Genomic DNA, 25,341 nt, shown 5'->3' on the forward strand with positions numbered 1-25,341 from the left:
TCCTTTTACAAAACCTTGCTCAAAAAGTCAATCGTACGTGGATTCTTAGGGTGTTCAAAAACTTCCTGCGGCGTTCCTTTTTCTTGAATGATACCTTGATCCATAAAGAATACACGATCACTGATTTGTTTTGCAAATGCCATCTCATGTGTCACAATAACAATGGTCATTCCTTGATCTGCTAATTCTTTGATAACATCCAGTACATCTTTAACCATTTCCGGATCCAATGCACTTGTCGGTTCATCCATTAAAATGACATCTGGATTCATGGCAAGCGCACGAACAATTGCTAAACGTTGTTTCTGCCCGCCTGATAATTTACGCGGATACTCATCTTTCTTATCTAAGAGTCCTACTTTCTCTAACAAAGCACAAGCATTTTTTTCTGCTTCAGCTTTGCTGACACCCAATTCCAATGTAGGTGCCAAGGTAATATTCTCTAATACGGTCAAATGTGGAAATACATTAAAGTGCTGAAAGATCATACCCATTTTTTGACGATGCTTGTCAATATCGATATTTTTATCTGTAATGTCCACACCTTCAAAAATAACTTGGCCCTTGTCTGGTGTTTCCAGCAAATTTAAACAACGTAAGAAAGTTGATTTTCCACTTCCGCTAGGTCCGATGATCGAAACGACTTCTCCTTTATGAATTTCTTCACTTACCCCTTTCAGGACCTCTAAATCATTAAAACTTTTATGCAGGTTTACGACCTGAATCAATGCATCATTAGTCACTGACACTCAATCTCCTTTCCATGAATTTCACACCTTTTGACAATGTGAATGTAACAATGAAGTAAATCAAACCAACGATCACTAATGGTTCGATCGATTTATACGTTGCTGATTTGATCACGGTATTGACCGTCATCAATTCTCCAATAAAGAAGGTAGATGCCAAAGAAGTTTCCTTTACCATCATAACAAATTCATTACCTAACGCCGGCAATATATTCTTGACTGCCTGTGGAAGGATGATCTTTGTCATTGTATTGCGATTGCTCATACCTAATGACTTAGCTGCTTCTCTTTGTCCTTTATCTACAGACTGGATACCGCTACGAATGATCTCTGCAACATATGCACTACTGTTAATGATCAATGCAATGATAACACTGACTAACATCGGCATATTGCCGCCGGACAATGTAGAGAAGACAGTAATAAATAACCATAATTGCAATAACAATGGTGTACCACGAATCAATTCTACATAAGCAGTGCAGATTGCCTGTACGAGCTTATTCTTGCTCATTTTGATCAATGCAAAGACAGCGCCGATCAAGGTTCCGCAAAGTACAGTAATTGCAGCTAATCCCAAAGTAATCAATAGACCTTGCAATAACTGCGGCCAGAATGCTTCTACGATTTGAACGATCGTTCCAAAAAAATTCGTTGCAGTAATCGAAGTCATATTGTTATTCAATTCGATTGCCTCTTCATACCATTGTTCATAGAGTCCCTGTTCATTGACATCTTCTAGGATCTTATTGACTTCTTCGATCAGTTCTTTTTCACCTAACGGTGCCCCGACACGCGTACCAGCATATTCAGCACTGATATCGAACTCCTGTTCCATCATCATCAGTTCACTGTTATTTTCTGCATATTGGATACCAGTCGGTTCTGATGTCGCTACCGCATCTACACTGCCATTTTTTAATAAAGCAACACCATCATCAATGGAAGAGATACTTTGCAGCTGTGTATTCGGCAACTGATCTTTTACATACTGTTCTTGAATGGAACCAGATTGAGCAGCAATCTTAATACCATCTAAATTATCAAATGTCTTATATTTTTCAGCATCTGCGCTTCGAATCAATACGCCCTGCCCTGCTGATTCTGAATCAGCTTCCATATTATAACCAATGGACATCTCCATAGACTGTGCTCTGGCAGGTGTATAAGCTAGTCCTGTAATTGCCAGATCAATTTGTCCAGTAGATAAATTAGCAAGAACCGTATCAAAATTGGAAGCTTCAATACGCAGATCTACTCCCATACGTTGTGCGATATATTTTGCTAACTCTATATCGCTGCCGACATATTGATCTTGTCCGCTTTTTGTTGAATCAATAAATTCATTCGGCGGGAAGTCAGGAGAAGTTCCTACGATCAACACGCCTCTTTCTTTGATTTCATCTAGTAATGACTGCTTACCATCCTGTGTTTCTTCAGCAAAAATATGGATCGGCATCCAAGCAAATGTCAATGCAACAGCCATCATGCACGCAAATAATTTCTTTAGTTTCTTCATTATTTCGTCCCCTTTCTATCAAAAAAGTCCTTGTCATCAGACAAGGACGTTCATCACGCGGTACCACCTTACTTCCCATATGGCTCTCCCATATGGACCCTCGACCTTTAACGCAGGTTTTACGGCCATTCCCTCACTTTGTTTCGAGAATGCAACTCCAAGACACGTTCATCATCTTTGTTTACCTGCTTCCACCACCCGCAGGCTCTCTAGCAAACGCTGTATGATTACTTCTTCTCTTCCTTGTTTTTTTTATATAAAAACGTCCTTGTTATCAGACAAGGACGTTCAATACGCGGTACCACCTTACTTCCCATATGGCTCTCCCATATGGACCCTCGACCTTTAACGCAGGTTTTACGGCCATTCCCTCACTTTGTTTCGAGAATGCAACTCCAAGACACGTTCATCACCTTTGTTTACCTGCTTCCACCACCCGCAGGCTCTCTAGCAAACGCCGTATGATTACTTCTTCTCTTCTTTGTTTCTTGTTAGTATTATACGTGCCTTTTTTATAAAATGCAACTAATTTTTTGAAAAAATATCAATTTGTTTCTGAAAATGTTTTCATTCATTGGCATGATCATAGTCCATCTGCTCAACTGTCCAATCTTTTAAAACTGCTGCATACTCTTTTGCGTAGTAATTTGCCTTGTGCAGATCATGATCTAAATAATTTCCACATTCTTTGCTGCAGGAAGCGCCTGGAATCTCTCCTTTGAATTCTGCAATAAAAGCTAAAGTCTCTTTTACCAACAAGAGAGCTTGTTCCTTGGACATAGTATCCCTTGTTAATAAATAAAAACCTGTCCGGCATCCCATTGGACCAACATAAATGATCTGTTCACTCATTTTTGAATTTCGCACATAAGTAGCAAACAAATGTTCAAACGTATGCAATCCCGCATTTTCTAAATATCCGCCTTGATTTGGTTTCACCATACGCAAATCATACGTTATGACATCTCCATCTATCCGCGAAACATACATGCCCTTTTCTAAACGATCATGATCTACACAAAAACTTTTTATTTTTTCCATCTTCTTTTGCTCCTTCATAAAAAGATCCGCAACTGCGGATCTTTACATACCTAATTTTGATCAGCCATCGCCTGTGCATATGTACGGCGTTCTGGACTCAAATTATCTACATAATAGCGAACCGTCAATGTACCTGCACATTTGCTTCGATTTTTTGGTTCAACGATAAAATTATCGCCTTCCAACATCTTTGACAACATTGCTTTGCAGCATGCATTTAAATTTTTTACCCCCGGTTCACATTCATTCATAAAATCTTTTGCATTCACTTCGATATAAAGCCACAATTTATCGTGTGCCTCACACTTCATGGCTTGTAGACGTTCACAGTATTTTTCAACACTCCATTTCTCCATAATGCAAAACTCCTTTTCGTTTTCTCTTACGATTATAGCATGTTTACAATACAATGACAAATCGCCGTTGTTTTTTCATCTTCTTTCATTGTCTTACAAATCTTCTTTTTATATCAAAAAAGAAGAGAACAGATTCTCTTCTTAACAACTATAAACATTAATAGGCAATGATTTCAACACCATGTTCTCCGATATAGATCGTATGTTCCCATTGTGCACTTAATGATCCATCACAAGTATAGGCCGTCCAGCCGTTGTCTTCATCGATGAACAATTCCCATCCTCCGGCATTGATCATCGGTTCTACCGTGATCACCATGCCAGGTGCTAATACCATACCTGTACCCCTCATTCCTATATGCGGAACGATCGGATCTTCATGAAACCCGTTGCCTACACCGTGCCCTGCAAAATCACGAACGACGGTATAACCGTTTTTATGTGCATGTTCCATGATTGCTGCACCAATGTCGCCAACATGGCCCCAAGGTTTGATTGCATCTAATCCGATCTGCAAACATTCCTTTGTTACTTCTACTAAACGTTTTGCCTCCGGCGAAACATCTCCGATCATGAACATACGGGATGCATCTGCGTAATGCCCTTTATAGATCGTTGTAACATCTACATTGACGATATCTCCTTCTTGCAAGATCACATCTTTGCTTGGAATACCGTGACATACTTCATCATTAACAGAAGTACAAACGCTTTTAGGAAATCCTTCATAATTTAATGGAGCCGGAATACCGCCATGCTCTATGGTGTAATTATGCACCAGTGTATTGATATCCTCTGTTGTCATTCCTACATGGATTCGCTCGCTCACCATATCCAATACACCATTATTGATATCCGCTGCTTTTTTTATCAATCGCAGATCTTCCGGACTCTTGATCAAGGAACGAGCCGGCATGGAATGCCCTTCTAATTTCAAGATATTATATCGGTCATCCCATTTTTCATGGCAGTGTTTATATTTCTTTCCACTTCCACACCAGCAACGAGAATTTCTCTGTATTTTCATATTATCACCCTCATTTTATGATTATAACACAAAGTTGAAATAAACGCTTCCCTTTCAACTCTCCTTCGCATGCAAAGCAAAAAAGAAGCCATATGGTGGGTGCATATGGCTTCTCTGCTACAGGATGAAATGAAAAAGTTGATATTAGGGATAGAGGTCCATCCTGCAACAAGCTTTGCAACAGCATGCTCTTTTGACAAAGACAAGACAGATACACACTGTTGCTATTTAAGCATAGCATTCGATTGTGTTGTTTTTGTGACAGTTCTGTGAATTTTTTAAAGGCCGCAATATATAAACAACATTCGATTTTTCCCGCTAAGATCTTTTATGATTTCAATTCTGGCTTGTGGAAAAAACTGTTTGGCCAGAGCGGACAAACGTTCCCCTTGATCATATCCCATTTCGAAAGCTAAGATTGCTTTTTCTTTCAATACACGATGTGCATTTGCAAAAATCTCCCGATAAAATTTCAATCCGTCTTCACCGCCAAACAAAGCAACATGCGGTTCATAATCTACAACACTATGCTCCATCTGTTCATGTGCAGGAATATAAGGCGGATTTGAAACTAAGATATCGCAGTGTATCGCATGATCGATAAACGGCTGCAGCATATCCCCAACCAAAAATTGAACATCCGCTTCATTGGATATTGCATTTTCTTTTGCAACTTTAATTGCTGCCTCACTAATATCGCTTGCCGTCACATGCAGATTGCTTTCTTCCTTGCACAAAGATATCGCAATGGCACCGCTGCCTGTACCTACATCGATCACATCGATTTCCTGATCAGGAAAATATTCATCATATGCAGCCAAAATATTCGCTACCAATTCCTCTGTTTCCGGACGAGGGATCAATACATCGCCATTCACTTTAAAACGGTATCCGTAAAACCATTCAAATCCTAAAACATGTCCCAAAGGCTCCCCTTGTTCCATGCGCCGAATGCCCTCTTCAAAAGATGCCAAGAGATCATCTGGCACTTCTTCATCATATTCCATATAGAGATTGTGTGCCTGCATATTTGCCAGCTCTAGCATCAATAACTGTGCAGCTTGTTCTCCCTGGTTTGCTTCATACAAGCGTTCTTTGGCATCTCGTAATACTTGTCGATAACTTGCCATTACTTTTCTCCTGCCAATTTTGCCTGTTGATCTGCTTCGATCAAAGCATCTAAGATATCATCCAAACGGCCTTCCATCACACGGTCTAGTTGTTGGATCGTAAAGCCGATTCGATGATCTGTCACACGATTTTGTGGATAGTTGTACGTACGAATTTTTTCTGCACGATCGCCTGTTCCGATTTTTGAACGGCGTTCGATACCTTGTTCTTCTTCTAACTTTCTTTGGTGTTCTTCATAAACACGGGAACGAATCGTCATGAGTGCAGTAGCTCTGTTTTCGTGTTGTGAACGTCCATCCTGGCATTTGACAACGATTCCTGTCGGTTTATGCACGATACGTACAGCAGAGTCAGTTTTGTTGATGTGCTGCCCTCCGGCACCGCTGGAACGCATGGTTTCAATTTCTAGATCATTCATATCAATTTCGAAATCTTCCGCTTCTACTTCTGGTGTTACCAAAACTGTTGCTGTAGAAGTATGAATACGTCCCTGGCTTTCTGTCTTAGGCACACGTTGTACACGATGACTGCCGGATTCAAATTTCAAACGCCCATAGACCCCATCTCCGCTGATCTTACAGGAAACCAGCGCAAAGCCGCCAGCTTCACTTTCGTCCATTTCGATCGTTTCGACACGCCATCCTTTGGATTCAGCATATTTTGTGTACATGCGGTATAGATCTCCCGCAAAGATGTTTCCTTCATCTCCTCCAGCAGCACCGCGGATCTCTAAGAACGCATTATGTGAATCGTTTGGATCTTTTGGAATCAATAATACTTCCAAACGGGAAAGAAGCTGTTCTTGTTTAGGTTCTAATTCTTCTACTTCCAATTTTGCCATTTCACGTAATTCTTTATCATCTTCATTTAACAACGCTTTCGCTTGTTCCAATGCTTCTGCTGTTTTCTTATATTCCGTGTATGCTTCTACTACCTGCGTCAATTCTGCCTGTTCACGTCCTAATTTTGCAAGTTGTTTACTATCTGAGGTAATCTCTGGCATCATCATCAAATCGGTGATCTCATTATAGCGGTTGACCATGCCTTCTAATCGTTCAATCATTACACTCATCTTACTACCTCCTTTAAAAAACCATAATTTCGCTTTTATACTATATCATGCCTCAGCACTTTGGAAAAGAGGATTTTCTGATGATTCTATGCTTTTTTCGCATTTAACAAGGCCTGAAATAAAGACAGACATCCTTCTTCCCGGTAGGAAGGAACAATTTGTTTTGCATATTGTTTACAAAGTGCACTTCCATTCTCCAAAGTCACCCCATAAGCGCTGTGCTGAATCATCTTTGCATCGCTATTGCCATCTCCGATAGCCGCTGTTGTCGCAAAACTTTGACCGGTCAAAGCAAACAATTCTTGTAAACCGTTTTCCTTGGTGCATTTTTCCTTCACGATATCAATGATCGTATCCGTACTGCGAACAAGTTGATATGGATATCTCCCGTTTACTTCTTGTTGAAAAGGTATAAAAGCTGTATCCAGTATCTCTTTCTTTTGTGAAGCAGCACATTTCCAAATTTCATCTTTTACATAAATAGACGGCCGGTCGGTGATCAAATAATCGATCTCACAATTTTTATGGTCTAAATAAAAACCTTCGCTATAGCCACTGGCAATCATATAAGATGGCTGTGCAATAGCAAAATCAAGTCGAAGCTGTACAGCTGTATTCCAAAGAAACAAACTATCTTCTTTCTTTATGTCATGTAGAAACAACACTTTTTTATTTGCTACATCATATCCCATCGTCCCATTTTGAGCAATGATATATCCCTGATAATGATCCATCTGCAATTGCAATGCAATCGGAAGGATGCCTTGAAAAATACGTGCAGATGCTAAAACAAGAGTAACTCCTTTTTTTTGTAAAGAGATTAATGCATCAGCAACTGTATCGCTCAGACGAATGCCCCCTCCCGGGGCAAGCAAAGTACCATCCAAATCACAAACAAGTGTCTTGATGTGCATAATTATGACCTCCATCCTTTTCACACAAAAATCGTAGCATATTTTTACTTGATTTTCTATCGATCCCTCTAACCATGACAAGCACAGATCTATTCGTTTTCCCGTTTCTTTTCTTCTTTCTATCGTAAAAAAATGCTATACTATTATTGATTCCCAAATATCGGAAGATCCAGGGAAATCAGCCGTACAGCGTTTTCTTTCATACACCCAATTAAGAAAACTTATCCTTTTTTATAGCTATGCTTGGAGATTTCCACTCTCCAGAACTAGAAAACGACTGTTGGCTTCTAATAAAAAGAAAGGATAGATGTTTTATTCAAAAGAAGTGGAACTTTTTGAATAAAACAAAGAGGTATTCATATGAACGAAAACCCTTTAAAGCAAATTATCGCAAAGCAAAAAGCAGGTGAAGCTGTTGGAATCTATTCTGCCTGCAGTGCAAACAGCTATGTAATTGAAGCTGCAATCGAATGTGCAAAACGTGACAATTCCTGTGTCCTGATCGAATCTACAGCTAATCAGGTCGATCAAAATGGCGGATACACAGGAATGAAACCAGTTGATTTCCGCAACTTCGTGCATGAGATTGCTGAAAAAGTTGGATTCCCTACTAATCGCATCTTCTTAGGCGGAGATCATTTAGGTCCTTTAACTTTTGCATCCAAACCAGAAGCAGAAGCAATGGCAGATGCACGTGAATTGGTACGTTGCTATGTCGCAGCTGGATTTACCAAAATTCATATCGATACAAGCATGAAAGTTGCTGATGATGATCCAAATGTTCGTTTAAGCGATGAAACGATCGCCCGCCGCGGTGCAGAATTGGCTCGTGTCTGCGAAGATACATATCAGGAACTGCTGAAAACGGATCCTGCAGCCATTCGTCCTGTTTACATCGTAGGTAGTGAAGTTCCAATTCCAGGCGGTGCACAAGATCCAAATGCCGGTATGCAGGTTACACGTGTAGAAGATTTTAAAGCAACAGTTGCAGCCTTTGAAAAAGCATTTAAAAATGAAGGTCTTGAAGAAACTTGGAAAGATGTGATCGCTTGCGTCGTACAGCCTGGTGTAGAAGAAAAAGATGCCGGATGTACAGAATATGATCGAGCAAAAGCAGCAGAATTGATGGCCAGCATCAAAGAATTCCCAAATCTTGTATTTGAAGGACATTCAACAGATTATCAGACGAAATACAAATTAAAAGAGCTGATCGAAGATGGTGTCGGCATCTTAAAAGTTGGACCAGCATTGACTTATGCAATGCGTGAAGCTTTATTTGCCCTTGCTTATATGGAAGAAATGATCATGCACGGAAAAGAAGAAGAACAGTCTCATTTTATTGATGTATTGGATCAAGCTATGTTAGCAGAACCAAAGAACTGGAAAAAGCATTACCATGGAGATGATGATGAATTATGGTTCAAACGCAAGTTCTCTTTCTCTGACCGCAGCCGTTATTATATGCCGGTACCTGAAGTAGAAGCAGCAAAAGACAAACTATTAAGCAACTTACGTAAATATGGTGTTTCACTTGCTGTTTTATCTCAATTCATGCCGCTGCAATACACAAAAGTGCGCGAAGGTGTCTTAGAGAATGATCCGGAAGCATTGATCAAAGATCGTATCAAATACACTATTGATGAATATTTGTACGCTTCCCACCAGGAAAAGTTGTTTTAATGATTAGAATGCCGGTATGCACCGGCATTTTTTTATATACAACGAAAAGAAATTCATTTGTTTCCTTCTCACAAACACTTCTTTTCATGTTATATTGTAGTTAGTGTAAACGCTATCATAGAATGATTAGGAGGGAGATATGAGCAGACTCACGATCATGACCGCTACGAAAGCTCAGCGTGTCATTGAAGATCTTTATAAAGATCTCGAAAGAAGAATCATAGCCAGTCCACCGGGGCTGTGTCCGGTGGATATGGCCAGTGCTTTTTTAAAACTTTGCCATGCGCAAACTTGTGGAAAATGCGTGCCCTGCCGTGTTGGACTTGCACAGCTGCAGTCACTATTGGAAGATGTCTTAGAAGGCAGAGCATCGCTTGATACAATTGATCTTATTGAAAAAACAGCCCAATCGATTTCATGGAGTGCAGACTGTGCCATCGGCTATGAAGCAGCAGAGATGATATTAAAAGGTGTCAGAGGATTTCGCGATGATTATGAGGAACACATATTATATGGAAGATGTACGGCCAGCCTGAATCAGCCTGTACCTTGTGTCTCCTTATGTCCTGCGGGCGTTGATGTCCCGGGATACATCGCTTTGGTAAAAGAAGGAAGAAATGCAGATGCTGTCCGTTTGATTCGAAAAGACAATCCGTTTCCTGCCGTATGTGCCTTCATTTGTGAACATCCTTGTGAAGCACGCTGCCGTAGAAACATGTTAGATGATCCCATCAATATACGCGGTATCAAACGTTATGCCGTTGACCACGCAAGAAATGTACCAGCAGAAAAATGTGCGCCTGCTACAGGTAAACGCGTTGCCATCGTCGGAGGCGGACCAGGAGGTTTGAGCGCAGCCTATTATCTGCAGCTGATGGGCCATCAAAGCGTCGTATTTGAAAAAAGAAAACAATTAGGCGGCATGCTGCGCTATGGTATTCCGAATTATCGTTTACCAAGACAACGGTTAGATGAAGAAATTCAAATCATCCTATCTACCGGTGTTGAGACGCATACCGAAATCGATATTGGAAAAGATATTACGCTGGCCCAGCTAGATAAGCAATACGATGCTGTCTATCTGGCAATTGGAGCACAGAACGATAAAAAGGTCGGTATTCCTGGTGAAGAAGGTGAAAATGTCATATCTGCCGTTACCATGCTGCGAAATATTGGTGATGATCAGTTGCCAGACTTTACAGATAAGCGCGTACTTGTAATTGGCGGCGGAAATGTTGCAATGGATGTTGCCAGAAGCAGTCTTCGACTAGGAGCAAGTTATGTCGGCATTGCTTATCGAAGAAGAAAAGAAGACATGACTGCTTTACCTGAAGAAGTAGAAGGAGCTTTGGCTGAAGGTTGTGAATTATTGCAACTACAGGCACCAAAACGCATCGAATTGGATCACGAAAATCGTGTATGTGCACTTTGGGTGCAGCCGCAAGTCATCTCCACTTATCGTGGAGGAAGACCTGCCCCAAAAGATGCCGAAACGAGCGAACAGCGGATAGCCTGCGATATTGTCATCGTTGCCATCGGACAGGGGATCGAGTCTCAGCATTTTGAAGAACAAGGTGTCCCGATCCGTCACGGAGCCATTGATGCTTTAGATTCTTCCGGAGTAGAAAATAAAGCGGGAATCTTTGCAGGAGGGGATTGTGTTACTGGTCCCGCTACTGTCATTCGTGCCATTGCAGCCGGTAAAGTAGCTGCAGCCAATATCGATGAATATCTAGGCTTTCATCATATCATCGCTTGCGATGTAGCCATTCCGGCAGCAAACTATGCAGACCGTCCAAAATGCGGACGTGTCCAATTAAAAGAAAGAGGATCCACGCAAAGAAACGAAGATTTCGATTTGATCGAACATGGTATGAGTCAACAAGAAGTCCAGCAGGAATGCGGGCGCTGCTTGCGGTGCGATCACTTTGGCTTTGGCATATTCAAAGGAGGTCGAACAACCAAATGGTAACCATTACGATCGATCAACAAAAAATAACAGCGGAAGAGTCTGTCACGATTTTGGAAGCTGCTCAAAAAGCGCATATCCAAATACCGCATTTATGCTATTTGAAAGATATCAACGAGATTGGTGCCTGCCGCATCTGCGTGGTCGAACTAGAGGGGAAAGACAAACTTGTTACTGCGTGCAACACCATTGTACAGGATGGAATGGTCATTTATACAAACTCTCCTAAAGTACGCGCAACAAGAAAATGCAATGTACAATTATTATTGTCCCAGCACGATTGTGAATGTGCTTATTGTTCCCGAAGCGGCAACTGTGAATTACAAAAAATCAGCAATGACCTGGGAATTACTTCTCTTCCTTTTGAAAAAAAAGTTACGTATATCCCTTGGAACAAGAACTTTCCTTTGATTAGAGAAAGCAACAAATGCATCAAATGTATGCGTTGTATCCAGATTTGTGATAAAGTGCAGGATCTGCAGGTTTGGGATGTTCAAAAAACCGGATCCAGGACAACGGTCAATGTTTCTTTCAACCGCAATATTGAAGAAGCACAATGCAGTTTGTGTGGGCAATGCATCACGCATTGTCCTGTCAATGCCTTACACGTGCGTGAGGACAGCGAACGCGTTTTTGATGCTTTCAGCGATCCAGATAAAATCACGATCGTACAGATTGCACCGGCTGTACGCGCTGCATGGGGAGAATCACTTGGTTTGCCTAGGGAAGAAGCAACCATTGGAAAATTAGCAGATGCTCTACGGAAGATGGGGGCAGACTATGTATTTGATACAGACTTTGCGGCAGATTTAACTATCATGGAAGAAGCTAGTGAATTCCTGGAGCGGTTCAAACAGCAACAACACCTGCCAATGTTTACTTCTTGTTGTCCAGGATGGGTGCGGTTTCTTAAATCACAATACCCTGATATGGCAGATCATTTGTCATCTGCAAAATCACCCCATCAAATGTTTGGAACGATCACGAAAACCTGGTTTGCAGAAAAGATCGGGGTCGATCCTTCTAAGATCTACAATATTTCGATCATGCCTTGTGTAGCCAAAAAACAGGAAATCGATCTTCCAAATATGAATGATTCCGGTTATCGCGATGTTGATGTCGTTTTGACCACAAGAGAAATCAGCAGAATGATCAAAGCTGAACACATTGATGTAAATTATTTAAAAGATGATCCGCTCGATGACCCGCTTGGTACCGCCAGCGGTGCCGGCGTGATCTTTGGAGCCAGCGGCGGTGTAATGGAAGCAGCGTTGCGCAGTGCATATTACTTTGCGACCAATCAAAATGCAGATCCGGACGCTTTCTCCCATGTACGCGGCATGAAAGGATGGAAAGAAGCTACTTTTCAGATGGATGGCAAAGAAATACGCTGTGCTATAGTGAGCGGATTAGGCAATACACGAAAACTCATGCAGGCATTACGCCGTAAAGAAGTTGCCTATGATTTCATAGAAGTCATGGCCTGTCCAGGAGGATGCAGCGGAGGCGGCGGACAGCCAATTCATGAAGGCGTGGAACTGGCAAAGGACCGTGCACAGGTTTTATATCATTTAGATGGAAATTCGAAGTTGCGCTTCTCTCATGAAAACCCGGCTATTCAAATTCTTTATTCAGAGTTTCTAGGTAAGCCGTTGTCGCCATTAGCAAAACAGCTGCTGCACACAGATCATGATGCTTGGCAAATGCCGTTGTATCAAACAAAGTAATCTTGGAAATATGAAAATACCTATCTGATCATAGTAAAAACTAGAATTAGATAGGTATTTTCTTTTTTCATTTAATGCAGGCTCCTTATCGATTAATTCTTTGTCCGCTGACAACTGGTCCACAATCAATATAATCTACTTTGTAATCATCAACTGCTTTTTCTGTCACGACTAGCATCGTTGTCATTGAATAGCCTTGTTTACGGATAAAATCAGCATCCACTTTTACAGCAGTCTGCCCTGCATAAACAAAGTCTCCCTGCTTAATATAAGGATGAAAACCTTTCCCTTGCAAATTAACTGTATCGATGCCTATGTGGACCAAAAAGCCATTTCCTTCTTTTGTTGTTACGCCAAATGCATGTCCGCTTGGAAACAGGGCCGTTACCGTTCCATTTACAGGAACCACTACTGTATCATTGGACGGTTCAAATCCAATGGTCTGTCCCATGCATTCAGTACTGAAAACAGGATCAGCGATATTGCTTGCAGGAATCATTTCTCCCGTAACAGGTGCGCAAACGGCATCATCTGGCATCCTTTTTATTTTTTCATCCGGTTGTTTCCTTTTAAATAAACGCATATTAGTCTAAACACGCTCCATTTGTTTCAATCACATTCTTATACCATGCAAAACTATCCTTCTTGATTCTTTCTTTTGTCCCATTTCCATGATCGTCTTGATCCACATAAATGAATCCATATCGTTTTTTCATCTGAGAGGTAGAGCCGGCAATCATATCAATGCAGCCCCAATACGTATAGCCAAAGCAATCCACGCCATCTTCATTGATGGCAAGCATGACCTGTCGCAAATGGTCGCGTACATACTCAATTCGATAATCATCATGAATTTTTCCATCTTCTACAGTATCATTATAACCAAGACCATTTTCTGCTACGAATACCGGTTTTCTATATCGATCATACATTTGATTCAACGAATAACGCAGTCCTATCGGATCTATTTGCCATCCCCATTGTGTCTGCTTTAAGTATGGATTTTTTTCACCTACCAATAGATTGCTGTTGCTTAGATCTTTTTCTTCTCTTCCCGCGCTTGTTACAAGACTGGCATAGTAACTAAACGAAATAAAATCAACTGTGCCCTGTTTCAGTGTTTCCTGATCATCCTTTGCAAAATGAACAGATATTCCTTCTCTCTTCCATTTATTTAAAAGTGCAGGAGGATAACTGCCAAAAGCTTGTACATCTGTATAAGAAGTATCTTCTAATGTTTCCAACAAACACTGCATGTTATCTTCTGGTTTGCAAGTTTTTGCATATTTCAGATTTTTTGTAGACATGCATCCAATCTTTATATCCGGATAATGTGCATGCGCATATTGAATGACTTTTGCACTTGCCACAAATTGATGATGCAATGCCTGCCAGCAAGCTTGTTTTTCATCGCTTGTCTTTTCTTTGATCATACCGGCACCCACATAAGGAATATGCACAGTAGCATCGATTTCATTGAACGTGATCCAATATTTGACTTCTTCATGAAAAGCATCTAAGATGCATTTCCCGTAACGTTCAAACAGATCGACCAGTTTTCTGTCTTCCCATCCGTTGTATTTTAAAGATAGGGCTAAAGGCAGATCAAAATGAGACATCGTTACTAACGGTTCAATGCCGTTCGCCCGCAAGGTATGAAAAACGTCTCGATAAAATTGAAGCCCTTCTGGATTGGGAACCTCTTCTTCTCCTGTAGGAAATATCCTGGACCATGCAATGGACATTCGAAATACTCGAAATCCCATTTGCGCAAAAAGCTGTATATCCTTTTTATAATTATGATAGAAATCAATACCTCTGCGTTTCGGATATAATGCATCGTTACGATCTTGTGCAGCTTTTACTATTGTTTCATAAGGTAATTCGAAACATCCGTTTTTTACTTTTTCATCAAACTGGAAAACATCCCAAACAGAGAGACCTCTGCCGCCTTCTCTGCATCCGCCTTCAATTTGATTAGCAGATACAGAACCGCCAATCAAAAAATGCTCTGGAAATTTCATATTTATTCCTTCTCTTCTTTTAATCCAAGAACTGCAAGAGTGATCATGGAAACAATAACAGAAACAACGATAGCTAATACATAATACAAGAATTTATCACCTAAGAACAATGCGATTCCTGCCAGCGGAACAGGTCCAATACCGATACCAACTACACCAAACAAGGAAATGATGATTCCTCCTGCTGCACCGCCAACAAAGCAAGAAATAAAGGCATTGCGATAGTTACTAACCACACCATACAAAGCAGGTTCCGTAATACCGATGATTGCTGAAAAAGCACTTGTAGAAGCCAATGATTTCATCGTTTCCCGCTTGCTCTTGATTGCGATCATCAACGTCGTTCCGGCAACAGCCGCATTGCCGACTGCACAGAATCCTAAGATCGGGTCAATACCAATTTGTGCAATCTGCTGTAATTCAATTGGTGGAATCGCTTGGTGCAAACCAAAGAAAACCAGAATTGGATAGACACCGCCAAATACAATTCCGCCAAAAATGCCTGTTGTCTGCAATAACCATACTGAACCATTACCAACAGCATTCGCAATCGTATTGATCACCGGTCCAACCAAGCATAACATCAACGGCGTCATGATAAAGATCGTTAACAATGGCACAAACAAGAAAGAAACAATTTTTGGTATGATGCGTTTCAATCCTTTCTCGACCCAAGACATGATGTATACACCAATGATAATCGGGAAAACAGTTGCTGAATAATTGACATATTGAATAGGTAATCCAAAGAAATCTATCTGATCACCTAATGTAGCAAAATTTGGATGAATCATGATAGCTGCAATTACAACTGCAACAAATGGATTTGCTTTAAAGTATTTTGCAGAAGTATATGCTAACAGAATTGGCAAGAAATAAAATGCTGCATCACCGATCATGTTCAGAATACCGTATGTGGTAGTCGTTGCATCTACCATACCCGCAAAGGTCAGTGCAACCAGTATCGCTTTACTTAATCCCCCTGCTACCAATGCCGGGAAAATAGGAATAAAGATCTGCGTTACCATTTCTACCAGCTTATCCATGATATTCTTTTTTTCAAGATCTTGATCTTTATGTTCGTTTACGATTTCTTCACTAGATAATCCTGCTATCTTGATCAGGTCAGCATATACTTCATCCACTTTGTTGCCAATGATGACCTGTAATTGTCCATTATTAAATAATGCTTTGTTCACAATTCCAATGGAATCTAACTGTTCCAATTGCGCCTTATCATTATTGACTAAATCGAATCTTAGACGGGTAAAACAATGTGTAGCTTTGACGATATTTTCTTTTCCACCAACAAACTCTAATATTTGTTTTGCTTCCGTTTCGTATTTCATAATAATCTCCTTTTCCTCGAGGACTGCAGTTCCTTTACATGCCTTATTTTAGTGAGTTAAGCCCTTTCATACAATTACGAAAAGGCTATCATTTTCGATTGCTTAGTTACCTATTCCGACTTCATATATGATAAAATATAAACATGAAAATGCTTGATGAAATAAAAAGTGAATATTCATCCTGTAGAAATATTCATTTTGTAAATGAAAACGAAATGCTGCATGCAAAATATGATGTAGGTAGAAAAACGATTCTAAAAGAAGGATATTACATCTTTCAAACGCAGGAAAAGTTTTCTACCTCAGTTTGTTTTTTTCATAATAAACAAATGTCTGCTTTGCAGTTTTCCAATGGCTCTCCTTCACTCTATCATTTTTCCGATAAAATATTTTCTCCATTTAAAACAAATTATATGGAGATCCGTTATATTTTAGAAGGATTTTTACAAGTAGAAATCAATGGAGAAACTTTATGCATGCAAGAAGGGGATCTGTTAATTGTTTCAGAAGATGCGATTCATCGCGATTTACCAAGTCAATCTGAAGGTATCGTATTAAATATTTCCTGCATCAACGATGTATTTACTCCTGTTTTCTTTGAAAAAATTGATACAAGTCCATTAAAAGAGTTTTTAAGAAAAAGTATCCTTTTTTACAATCAGGATAATAAATATATCTATTTACAAAGCACTTCCAAATCACAGTCAGAAGAAATGCAATGGTATTGTTACAACTTTTATCGAGAAGCAAAGAATCAATACCCCGGCTATGCTGATATTTGTGTTGGACATTTAGTCCGCCTTTTTTCCTTATGCATCACCAGTTATCATTTTCATTTTTCAAAAAGTGATCATGCCCTTTATTTAGAGACTTTATTTCATTCCGTCAGCGAATATATGAAGGAAAATTTAATTTCTGTCAAACTAAAAGACTTAACAGAAATCTTTCATCACAACCCGGATTTCTTCAACCGGCTGATAAAAAAACACACTGGAATGACGTATTCGCAGTATCTAATATCTTTACGTATGGATCGTGCAAAAACACTTTTAATTACGACCGGTCTTTCGATCGAAACGATCGTATTTCAATGCGGATATAATAATAAGGGGTTCTTTTTCCGGAAGTTTAAAGAATATACCGGCTATTATCCAAAAGAATATCGACTATCCACTGTCATCAAAAACAGGTAACACTTCATAAGAAAACTGATGTACTGAACCATCTTGTCCTTTCTTAAAAGTTTCTGTAAAATAGCCATGTAAAGGAGGATTACGATATGAAAATCGGTATTTTAGGAGCAGGAAAAATTGCACATACAATGGCAGCGACACTCATCCAGATGAAAAACAGCAATATTGAACTGTATGCTGTTGCCTCTTCTTCTTACGAGAAAAGCAGACCTTTTGCACAAGAATATCATATTGCAAAAGCCTATGGTTCTTATGAGGAATTAGTAAAAGATCCTGATGTAGAATTGATTTATATTGCGACCATTCATACTATGCATTATGCACATGCGCTGTTATGCATAGAAAACCACAAACATGTATTAGTGGAAAAACCGCTGACTATTTGTCATCAGCAAGCACAGAAATTATTTGCAAAGGCAAAAGAGAACAATGTTTTTATTAGTGAAGCCATGTGGACCAGGTTCATGCCTTCAGCAGCATTTCTGCAAAATATACAAACCTCTCAACTGATTGGAGATGTCAACAGCATCGATGCACATATCGGTTATCGCCTGAATGATGTACAGCGCATGGTCGATCCTTCCTGCGGTGGAGGTGCATTGCTAGATATCGGTATCTATTTATTGCATTTCGCGATGATGGTATTTTCGAACAATGTGCGATCTGTTGAAGGCAGCTGCCTTCCTCTTTCAACAGGTGTAGATGCAATCGATTCCATCACCATGCAATGGGATAATCATTTAGCTACTCTGCAAGCAACCATGCTATCAGACAGTGACAATCACGGTTATATTTATGGTTCTCAAGGTTATTTAAAAGTAGATAACATCAATAACCCTCACAAGATCGAACACTTTGACCGTTCTAACCAGCTGATCGATACTTATGATTTTTCAGATCAAATTACTGGATATGAATATGAAATGATCGCAGCTGTGCAAGCCATTCAGGAACATCAACTAGAATCTTCTTTCATTCCTCATACACTGACGCTGCAAGTATTGCAGTATATGGATCAATTACGTCAGCAATGGTCGATCCATTATCCGCAAGAACAATAAAAATACAAAGACGCAACTCCCTAAAAGTTTGCGTCTTTTTTTGCTTATTTCATTATATATCTTCCCATACGATGCAGTACAAATATAATAACCTGCGTAATGAGATATACAAACAGGGTTTTAAACAGATCTATATGTGCAATTGACGTATAAATAATGAAACACAAGATAAATATAGGAGCAAAGATAAGAATACGAACTGGCAATGACTGACAAATATGCTTCTTTTCCAAAAACATATTTAAAACATATACTGCGCCAATGATGACACCCGTACTGCAGACAACGAATAAAGTTTCCATAATGATTTCCTCTTATATGCATTACATTGTGATTATAGCATTTTATTAATTAATAGGAATATTTATCTTACATAGTTTTGTTAGAATATTATAACTTATTATTTTCTCACAACGTTAACTTTTTGGGCTATACTTTATCCGGCTGCTGTCCGTCATGAGCTTTCCATCTGCACTCTGTAAGCTGCATATTGGAAAAAACTGCTTTAAACGAAGAATTCTCAGGTGAACAAGCATAAATGCCAAAGCGTATCGTTTCATTGCCTTTGTGCATATGACAAATCCGCATTTGTTGAAAGACAATTCCGTCATAGGAGCATTCTATACAATAGTCATCCTCTCTTCGGCTGAAACGATACCATATGGAGCGAATGCCTGCATCTATTTCAGTGGTTGCCCAATCAGAATATCCTAGATTGGTAACAACACTGCCTAAATGCTGAAACTGAGCATTCTCATATTCAACAGATGCTTTTAACCAATTCTCGCTGTCCAGATACATCACGATTCCACACTGATCAAAACGGCAATGACTATCTTGAAAATCTGTTTTTACAATAAAACTAAAGAATTTTTCATCTGTCTCCATTTGAAAAACAGGCGCATTGTCATTTCGAAAATGATAATACGTTCTTTGCCACAAATCTGTATAGGGCTTTGTTATCACTTCAACTGAATGCTCATTTACTTCATATTGTTTTGGCTGTCGTATCCAATAAAATCGGTTTAGATCCATCATTTCTCAACTCCCCTATCTACTATATTACAACAATGCACCTGCAAATAGATGCACTTTTATCAAAAATATCTTATGTATCGGGCAAAACAGCAGAAATAATTCATACTTTATTTATAGTGTTGATAAAACAAAATGAACGATCCATGCGATGAAAGAAAGGGCCATCAGTCCGCAAGACACTAGCAATATTCTTTCTTTATTTAATCGATATTTCGCATAAAAGGTGAATGCACTAAACCCGGATAATAATGCCTTATAACCTGCGGTTTCTTCTCCTACGACCATTGAGTAAATCATTAATAAGGCAATGACACAAAGCAAAAAAATCGCACCCATAAAAACTGCTTTATACTGGTTATAATTTGACAGCTTTATAAAATTTTGTTCCGCCTGCTGCATATATTTTTCTTTTGAAATATGTTCACCAGATAATATTTCATTCACAGTAACTTCTAATATTTCACTCAAAGGCTTTAAAAGCCGAATATCCATCAAACAGATACCACGTTCCCATTTACTGACAGCATTTTTACTGATATTCAATCTTTCAGCCAGCTGTTCCTGTGTGATATGTTTTTCTTTTCGACAGCTGCTAATAAACTTGCCAATTTTGATTTGATCCATCACTCACGCCTCCCTGTCATCAAAGTAACATATTTCTTAGGTCAATTCCACACACCTCAGGTTTACTTTGCCATTTCTGTGTTGACATGATTTGATGAGAGGCCTGTTTTCTATTTACTGCATTCTCGTATGCAAATGAAAAAGCTACTCTTTTTTCTTCATGACTAATTGAAAATTGGAATCATAGTACAATCCCAATTCTTCACAAATTTTTTTATTAACAGCTTCAACAGCATCATGATATTCTTTATACTTTGGAGATAGTTTGATCATATTTGGTATAAAAATATCATTATAACCTTTATTTTGTAATTCTTTCATCAATCTTCGCTGAGTGAATCCTGCTAAACTATATTTGTATAGAATGCTGTTTCGTATTTTCACACCTTTCACAACTCTGTTTTTCAGTTTCTCATATTTTTCTGGTGTCATATCTTTATAGTATGCCATATTCTGATCTATTTTTTTGATCATCTCATTCATAGCTGGTCTGGGAATCCATTTATATAATAAAAATCCCATCACTTTGTAACTGAATGGCAATCGAATGGTTGTTGTATCCCAAAAATCAACGATATTATCGAACGCTTCCTGCTGTTCTTTTGTTTCTATGCTTATTTGTAAATAAGGCAGAAAATGATTGATAAAATAATATCCGACAAATCCCGGAACAGCATCCTGCATCGCATCTGCTATTGTTTGATAATCCAATAGTTGATATATCTCATCCACATTATGCGTTTGGATAAAAGTTTGTAATGCTTTTACTTCATCTGCTTTTTCTGATAATTCCATTTTCCTCTTTTTAAGAATATCCAAAAGAATCTGATCCTGATTTTTCTTTTGCAGTTCCTTGATGTCTTGGATAGAGATGCCCAACTTTCGATAGACGGAAATCTCTTTCAGTGTCTCAATATTTTCTTTCGAATAATTTCTATACCCATTACTGTCACGTTGTACCTTTAGCAAACCCTCTTCTTCATAATATTTTATTGCACGTTTGCTTAGCTTTACTTCTTTGATCACTTCATTTATCTTCATATTCCTTCTCTCCTTCAATAAAAGTGTAATCTTATACGTAACGTGCAGGTCAACAAAAATTCTATTTTTCTACGTTCAAATATATACAGTCAAGAACTATTCATTTGAATCAGACAGTTACTTTCTATAAAAAAATAGAAGCACTGATGAAAACGGCACAAAAGATTGATTTTGCTGAAAAAAAGATTTCTATGGTAAAGTGCACTCTATAATTTGTGTTGGGAATTCCAGGTACATATTATAGAGTGCACTTCATGGAAAGAATATTTTACATTTTTAGGATTCACACATTATCAATTTTCCATCTTCCAATCGATAATGCATCTTACATCTTTCTGCTAGTTGATTATCATGTGTAACCATTATAATCGTTTTCCCTTTATTATTTAATTCTGATAATAACTTAAATACCAATTCTTTATTCTTCGGATCCAAATTCCCTGTCGGTTCATCAGCTAGTATGACATCGCAAGGTTTGATTAATAATCTAGCCAATGCGATTCGCTGTTGTTCTCCCCCAGAACATTGACATACTTTTTTATTTTCGAATCCAGAAAGTCCAACGATATTTAAAGCTCGCTGTATTTTCTCAAAACGTTCTTTTTTTCTTTGAACAAAGTTAAATACTAAATCACAATTATATTCCACTGTTTTATTTTCTATAAGAGCGTAATTTTGAAATAAATACCCGATATGATATTTTAATACCTTTTGTGCTTTCCTAGAAAATGGCTTTATATTCTTCTGCCCAAAATAATGCATTTCGCCTTGATCGGGAGATTCCAACAGACCTATGATGTTTAACAATGTCGATTTACCACTTCCAGATAAACCTGTGATGGCAATAAAATCACCTTGTTTTATATCCATATCTAAATGATCTAAAACAACAGCTTTCTGATATCTTTTTATAATATCCCTTAATTAATTCTATAATTGTATCGTTCAATTAGATTCCTCCTCTCAATGCAGGTACCATTTCATGCTTCTCAGTTTTATGTATAAAAAACAGAATATTTATCGTATCTAAAGTAAAAAACAGTAATGAGAATTCAATACAAATCGATATAGGATAATGGTTCAAGAGCAAACTTGCTAATATGACTATTACATAAATAATAAAATTGATCAGCCATATGGATCCATATCTTTCGATCTTGGATTTTCCATTCAGATATTCAATAGCAATTTCCTTTTTATAATTATCCATATACAGGTAACAAAACTGAATAATAAATAGGCCATAAAGCAAAATAAAGATGATCGTAATTGAAGCGCAGCTTAATATTGTATCTTCACAGTTTATGAGTTCCCGGCTGACATTCACATCCATTTGATGTACCAAAAAACTTTTATTTGTTGTGCTTGAAACCAAGTCTTCAATTTCACTTCCGCTCTTATTTGAAAATAAGACATTGTTTGGATAGATATTCATGCCAGTATATTTCGGATAATAAACCAAGATAGGCTGCTTGACTTGATAAAGCGGCTGATCTGCATGTAAGTTTTTGTGCACACCAGTGCTTTCCACATAAACGGCTGTACCATCATCCGGACGATAAATTGCCGATTTGCCAAGAGGAATCAAGTAGGTTTTTTCTTTGAACTTTGATAAATCTATTTTATTATGATCCTCATCATAGAATTGATAATTGTTTTCTATCAGATATGTCTTGTTCACATACAAGAGAGGAAGACTTTCTTCAATACCTTGATAATCATACAATGATAAACCGGTAAGACTGTAAGCTGTATAATCGTTCATATATGCATAATCGGACATATCAAAATAGATGGTCTGATCGTAGATCTTTTGCAGTTCTTCGGAAGAACCATTAAAATAAGAAAAAGTATAGAAACTACGCAAATAGGATTCGTTTATCTTCAAATATTGGTATTTTTGTAAGTTTGGAATCAATCTATTAAATGTGGTGATGAATGGAGAAAGAACAACTATAGAAATAATGATCTTTAAGCCAATATTAGCATAATTCATTAAACTGTATGATTGATTGTTCTTTAACTCTAAGACATGTGTTGTAGTCTTGATATAAATAGCCGATGCCAGTAAGACAATTGGAACCAGCAGCATGCCATAGAGCATATAGCTGAAGTTTTCATTGATTAGATCAGAAAAGTATGGATCAAATACATCCGTAAAGAACATCAAAAGCAAAAATGTACTAATAGTAAATAACAGATATAAAATAGCTAGAAAACGAAGATATAATTTTATCGCGATAGATAGGGTCTTTCGTCCGTGTAGTCTCATGATCAAGATTTCTTTTTTGTCTTTTGTTATTAAACAGATGATTAAAAAAATGGTAATCATGATGCTGCAGATGATTACAAATAAAATTTCTCCTGACCGATATGTACTTTGAATTGATTCTTCACTTCCTCCATATCCGCCGACAGCTTGAAATTGAAAATCATTTGTATAGTATTTTAATAAAAAATTCTTTATATCTTTCGCACTTTCTTCTGAGTCCAAGTAAAAAGTAATAATCGGTTCATCTGCAGCATTTAAATTGCTTACATTCATTATTTGAATTACTTCATTTTCCTGCGAAAAATGCTTATTGTTATAAGAAGAAAATGTACCAGCTGCATTTTTGTCATTTGAATCTGATGAAAGGTATTACTTATTTGTTGAAGAAGTTAATGAGATTTTCTTGCCGCTCGTCATATGGATCGACTTATATATCCAGCGATCATCTACAGTTTGAACATAGTAATGGTACAAGTAAGTTCCATCCTCTGTTGGCATCAGTTTTTTTATGATAAATTGGATATTATGATCGTCTGAATATGCAGTAACTGCTTTGGCCAGATCTTCCGCTTTCTCTTGATTTTCGATCACCAAATTATAACAATGCTTTTCATTAGATAAAGCATTTTCTAAATTTAATATATTACTATAGTGAATATAATTAAATGAATCGTAAGTATAGTAAAACAAAGCACAAGCAAGGAAAATGATAAATGCTCCTAAAATTTTTTTCATTTCTTTTCCTCCTGGTATGAATGAAGCATCAGAGCAGCTCTGATGCTTCATTAACAATATTCTTTCATGCTTAATAGATCAATACTAACAGATAAACTTAAATGCAATAACTTATATTTGTAGAAAAGAGGCATATACATGTAACAAACATAAATAATAGAATGATCTCAAATAGGAATATATAGATAAAATAATAACTATCTCTCTTATTTTGCAAAATCATTTGATACCTTTTATAGATTAGCCAAGGGATGCACGGCAGAGCTATTAAATTTATAAACATCAAGTTAGACACACGCATGATAAGCATAACAGGTATACAGCAGAGAAGAATCACAAAAATTAATACCGAAAAATAAATGATATAAGATAATTCCATTTTTTGACTCGTCTTTGAAATCTGTTTAAGAATTTTTTCAACAATAAATGGGAACATAATGAGCAAAATAAATAATATACCTAAAACAAATATATAACTGAATTCCATTTTGTTCACCTCTACCTTTCTATTAGAACCAGAATTCCATACATACTATAGACAAATATGAGTAGATTTTATTTCATGATGATTATTCTCACACAAGAATCAATAGTGAAATAAAAACAGCAAATAGAAAAAATCATCAGTAATCCTTTATATAGAATATTGCTGATCATATGAATATTACAAAATCATTATGTAGAATCATGCTCTTCCTCATAAAGACGAATGTTTCTATAATCCGCCGTACTGGAATCTGCATGATGCAATCCATAACTATTCTCTATGCATTTCTTAAAAATCAACAGGATAATAAATTATATGTGATAAGAAAGCAG

The 25,341-nt window shown here is 37.9% G+C and carries 23 protein-coding genes and 2 other annotated features; of the genes, 5 read left to right on the forward strand and 18 right to left on the reverse strand.

Annotated features, from left to right (window positions below):
* Positions 1–5 precede the first annotated feature (5 nt).
* From BQ9859_RS04140 to BQ9859_RS04175, 8 genes are all read right to left on the reverse strand, one after another.
* Positions 6–743, reverse strand: coding sequence for an amino acid ABC transporter ATP-binding protein (locus BQ9859_RS04140; protein ID WP_075877011.1), 738 nt, complete (start codon positions 741–743; stop codon positions 6–8).
* A complete protein-coding gene (locus BQ9859_RS04145) occupies positions 736–2,268 on the reverse strand; it encodes an ABC transporter substrate-binding protein/permease (protein WP_075877012.1) in 1,533 nt (510 codons plus the stop codon). Before BQ9859_RS04145 ends, BQ9859_RS04140 begins: the two co-directional genes overlap by 8 nt.
* Positions 2,269–2,307: 39 nt before the next feature.
* Positions 2,308–2,521 (reverse strand) — a binding site (T-box leader).
* A 24-nt stretch (positions 2,522–2,545) separates the two neighbouring features.
* Positions 2,546–2,759 (reverse strand) — a binding site (T-box leader).
* Between the two features lie 76 nt (positions 2,760–2,835).
* The gene (locus tag BQ9859_RS04150) at positions 2,836–3,309 is read right to left on the reverse strand and encodes an S-ribosylhomocysteine lyase (protein ID WP_075877013.1); all 474 of its coding nucleotides are present in this window, start codon (positions 3,307–3,309) and stop codon (positions 2,836–2,838) included.
* Positions 3,310–3,359: 50 nt separating this feature from the next.
* Positions 3,360–3,665, reverse strand: a complete 306-nt coding sequence (locus BQ9859_RS04155; protein WP_075877014.1) for a hypothetical protein — start codon at positions 3,663–3,665, stop codon at positions 3,360–3,362.
* Between the two features lie 157 nt (positions 3,666–3,822).
* Positions 3,823–4,692, reverse strand: coding sequence for a methionyl aminopeptidase (locus BQ9859_RS04160; protein WP_075877015.1), 870 nt, complete (start codon positions 4,690–4,692; stop codon positions 3,823–3,825).
* 278 nt (positions 4,693–4,970) lie between these two features.
* Positions 4,971–5,822 (reverse strand): peptide chain release factor N(5)-glutamine methyltransferase, encoded by an 852-nt coding sequence (gene prmC, locus BQ9859_RS04165; protein ID WP_075877016.1) that lies wholly within the window; start codon positions 5,820–5,822, stop codon positions 4,971–4,973.
* The gene (gene prfA / locus BQ9859_RS04170) at positions 5,822–6,895 is read right to left on the reverse strand and encodes a peptide chain release factor 1 (RefSeq protein WP_075877017.1); all 1,074 of its coding nucleotides are present in this window, start codon (positions 6,893–6,895) and stop codon (positions 5,822–5,824) included. Before prfA ends, prmC begins: the two co-directional genes overlap by 1 nt.
* 86 nt (positions 6,896–6,981) lie before the next feature.
* Complete coding sequence (locus BQ9859_RS04175) at positions 6,982–7,809, reverse strand: HAD-IIB family hydrolase (RefSeq protein WP_075877018.1); 828 nt, start codon at positions 7,807–7,809, stop codon at positions 6,982–6,984.
* 360 nt (positions 7,810–8,169) lie between these two features.
* Between BQ9859_RS04175 and BQ9859_RS04180 the strand changes: the two genes are divergently transcribed.
* The 3 genes from BQ9859_RS04180 (at position 8,170) to BQ9859_RS04190 (ending at position 13,185) form a co-directional block, all read left to right on the forward strand.
* Entirely contained in the window at positions 8,170–9,489 is a 1,320-nt protein-coding gene (locus BQ9859_RS04180; protein WP_075877019.1) for a class II D-tagatose-bisphosphate aldolase, non-catalytic subunit, read from the forward strand.
* A 139-nt stretch (positions 9,490–9,628) separates the two neighbouring features.
* The gene (locus tag BQ9859_RS04185; protein WP_075877020.1) at positions 9,629–11,461 is read left to right on the forward strand and encodes an NAD(P)-binding protein; all 1,833 of its coding nucleotides are present in this window, start codon (positions 9,629–9,631) and stop codon (positions 11,459–11,461) included.
* The gene (locus tag BQ9859_RS04190) at positions 11,455–13,185 is read left to right on the forward strand and encodes an NADH-dependent [FeFe] hydrogenase, group A6 (protein ID WP_075877021.1); all 1,731 of its coding nucleotides are present in this window, start codon (positions 11,455–11,457) and stop codon (positions 13,183–13,185) included. Before BQ9859_RS04185 ends, BQ9859_RS04190 begins: the two co-directional genes overlap by 7 nt.
* Before the next feature lie 85 nt (positions 13,186–13,270).
* Here the strand turns inward: BQ9859_RS04190 and BQ9859_RS04195 are convergent, their stop codons facing one another.
* Genes BQ9859_RS04195 through BQ9859_RS04205 form a run of 3 tightly spaced genes read right to left on the reverse strand, consistent with a single transcriptional unit; the run spans position 13,271 to position 16,558 of the window.
* Entirely contained in the window at positions 13,271–13,768 is a 498-nt protein-coding gene (locus tag BQ9859_RS04195; RefSeq protein ID WP_083662654.1) for a PTS sugar transporter subunit IIA, read from the reverse strand.
* 1 nt (position 13,769) lies between these two features.
* On the reverse strand, positions 13,770–15,209 hold the full coding sequence (locus BQ9859_RS04200; RefSeq protein ID WP_075877022.1) for a glycoside hydrolase family 1 protein: 1,440 nt from the start codon (positions 15,207–15,209) through the stop codon (positions 13,770–13,772).
* Positions 15,210–15,211: 2 nt separating this feature from the next.
* Complete coding sequence (locus BQ9859_RS04205; protein WP_075877023.1) at positions 15,212–16,558, reverse strand: PTS transporter subunit EIIC; 1,347 nt, start codon at positions 16,556–16,558, stop codon at positions 15,212–15,214.
* 143 nt (positions 16,559–16,701) lie between these two features.
* Here BQ9859_RS04205 and BQ9859_RS04210 point away from each other — a divergent pair, with 143 nt between their 5' ends.
* Both BQ9859_RS04210 and BQ9859_RS04215 read left to right on the forward strand, forming a co-directional pair.
* Positions 16,702–17,751 (forward strand): AraC family transcriptional regulator, encoded by a 1,050-nt coding sequence (locus BQ9859_RS04210; RefSeq protein WP_075877024.1) that lies wholly within the window; start codon positions 16,702–16,704, stop codon positions 17,749–17,751.
* 86 nt (positions 17,752–17,837) lie between these two features.
* A complete protein-coding gene (locus BQ9859_RS04215) occupies positions 17,838–18,812 on the forward strand; it encodes a Gfo/Idh/MocA family protein (protein WP_075877025.1) in 975 nt (324 codons plus the stop codon).
* 44 nt (positions 18,813–18,856) lie between these two features.
* Here the strand turns inward: BQ9859_RS04215 and BQ9859_RS04220 are convergent, their stop codons facing one another.
* The 7 genes from BQ9859_RS04220 to BQ9859_RS04250 form a co-directional block, all read right to left on the reverse strand.
* Positions 18,857–19,114: a hypothetical protein gene (locus tag BQ9859_RS04220; protein ID WP_075877026.1), complete on the reverse strand. Its 258-nt coding sequence runs from the start codon at positions 19,112–19,114 to the stop codon at positions 18,857–18,859.
* A 127-nt stretch (positions 19,115–19,241) separates the two neighbouring features.
* The gene (locus tag BQ9859_RS04225; RefSeq protein WP_235846388.1) at positions 19,242–19,850 is read right to left on the reverse strand and encodes a DUF1349 domain-containing protein; all 609 of its coding nucleotides are present in this window, start codon (positions 19,848–19,850) and stop codon (positions 19,242–19,244) included.
* Positions 19,851–19,961: 111 nt separating this feature from the next.
* A complete protein-coding gene (locus BQ9859_RS04230; protein ID WP_075877027.1) occupies positions 19,962–20,474 on the reverse strand; it encodes a DUF6442 family protein in 513 nt (170 codons plus the stop codon).
* 144 nt (positions 20,475–20,618) lie between these two features.
* Positions 20,619–21,515 carry a MerR family transcriptional regulator gene (locus tag BQ9859_RS04235; RefSeq protein WP_075877028.1) on the reverse strand — a complete coding sequence of 299 codons (897 nt, stop codon included), beginning with the start codon at positions 21,513–21,515 and terminating at the stop codon, positions 20,619–20,621.
* 276 nt (positions 21,516–21,791) lie between these two features.
* A complete protein-coding gene (locus tag BQ9859_RS04240) occupies positions 21,792–22,430 on the reverse strand; it encodes an ATP-binding cassette domain-containing protein (protein WP_075877029.1) in 639 nt (212 codons plus the stop codon).
* A gap of 34 nt (positions 22,431–22,464) precedes the next feature.
* On the reverse strand, positions 22,465–24,060 hold the full coding sequence (locus BQ9859_RS04245) for a DUF1430 domain-containing protein (RefSeq protein ID WP_075877030.1): 1,596 nt from the start codon (positions 24,058–24,060) through the stop codon (positions 22,465–22,467).
* A 96-nt stretch (positions 24,061–24,156) separates the two neighbouring features.
* Positions 24,157–24,522, reverse strand: a complete 366-nt coding sequence (locus BQ9859_RS04250; RefSeq protein WP_075877031.1) for a hypothetical protein — start codon at positions 24,520–24,522, stop codon at positions 24,157–24,159.
* Between the last annotated feature and the right edge of the window lie 819 nt (positions 24,523–25,341).

Origin of the sequence: Merdibacter massiliensis (assembly GCF_900155395.1) — a bacterium.
In the GTDB taxonomy this organism is placed as follows: Bacteria; Bacillota_I; Bacilli_A; order Erysipelotrichales; family Erysipelotrichaceae; genus Merdibacter; species Merdibacter massiliensis.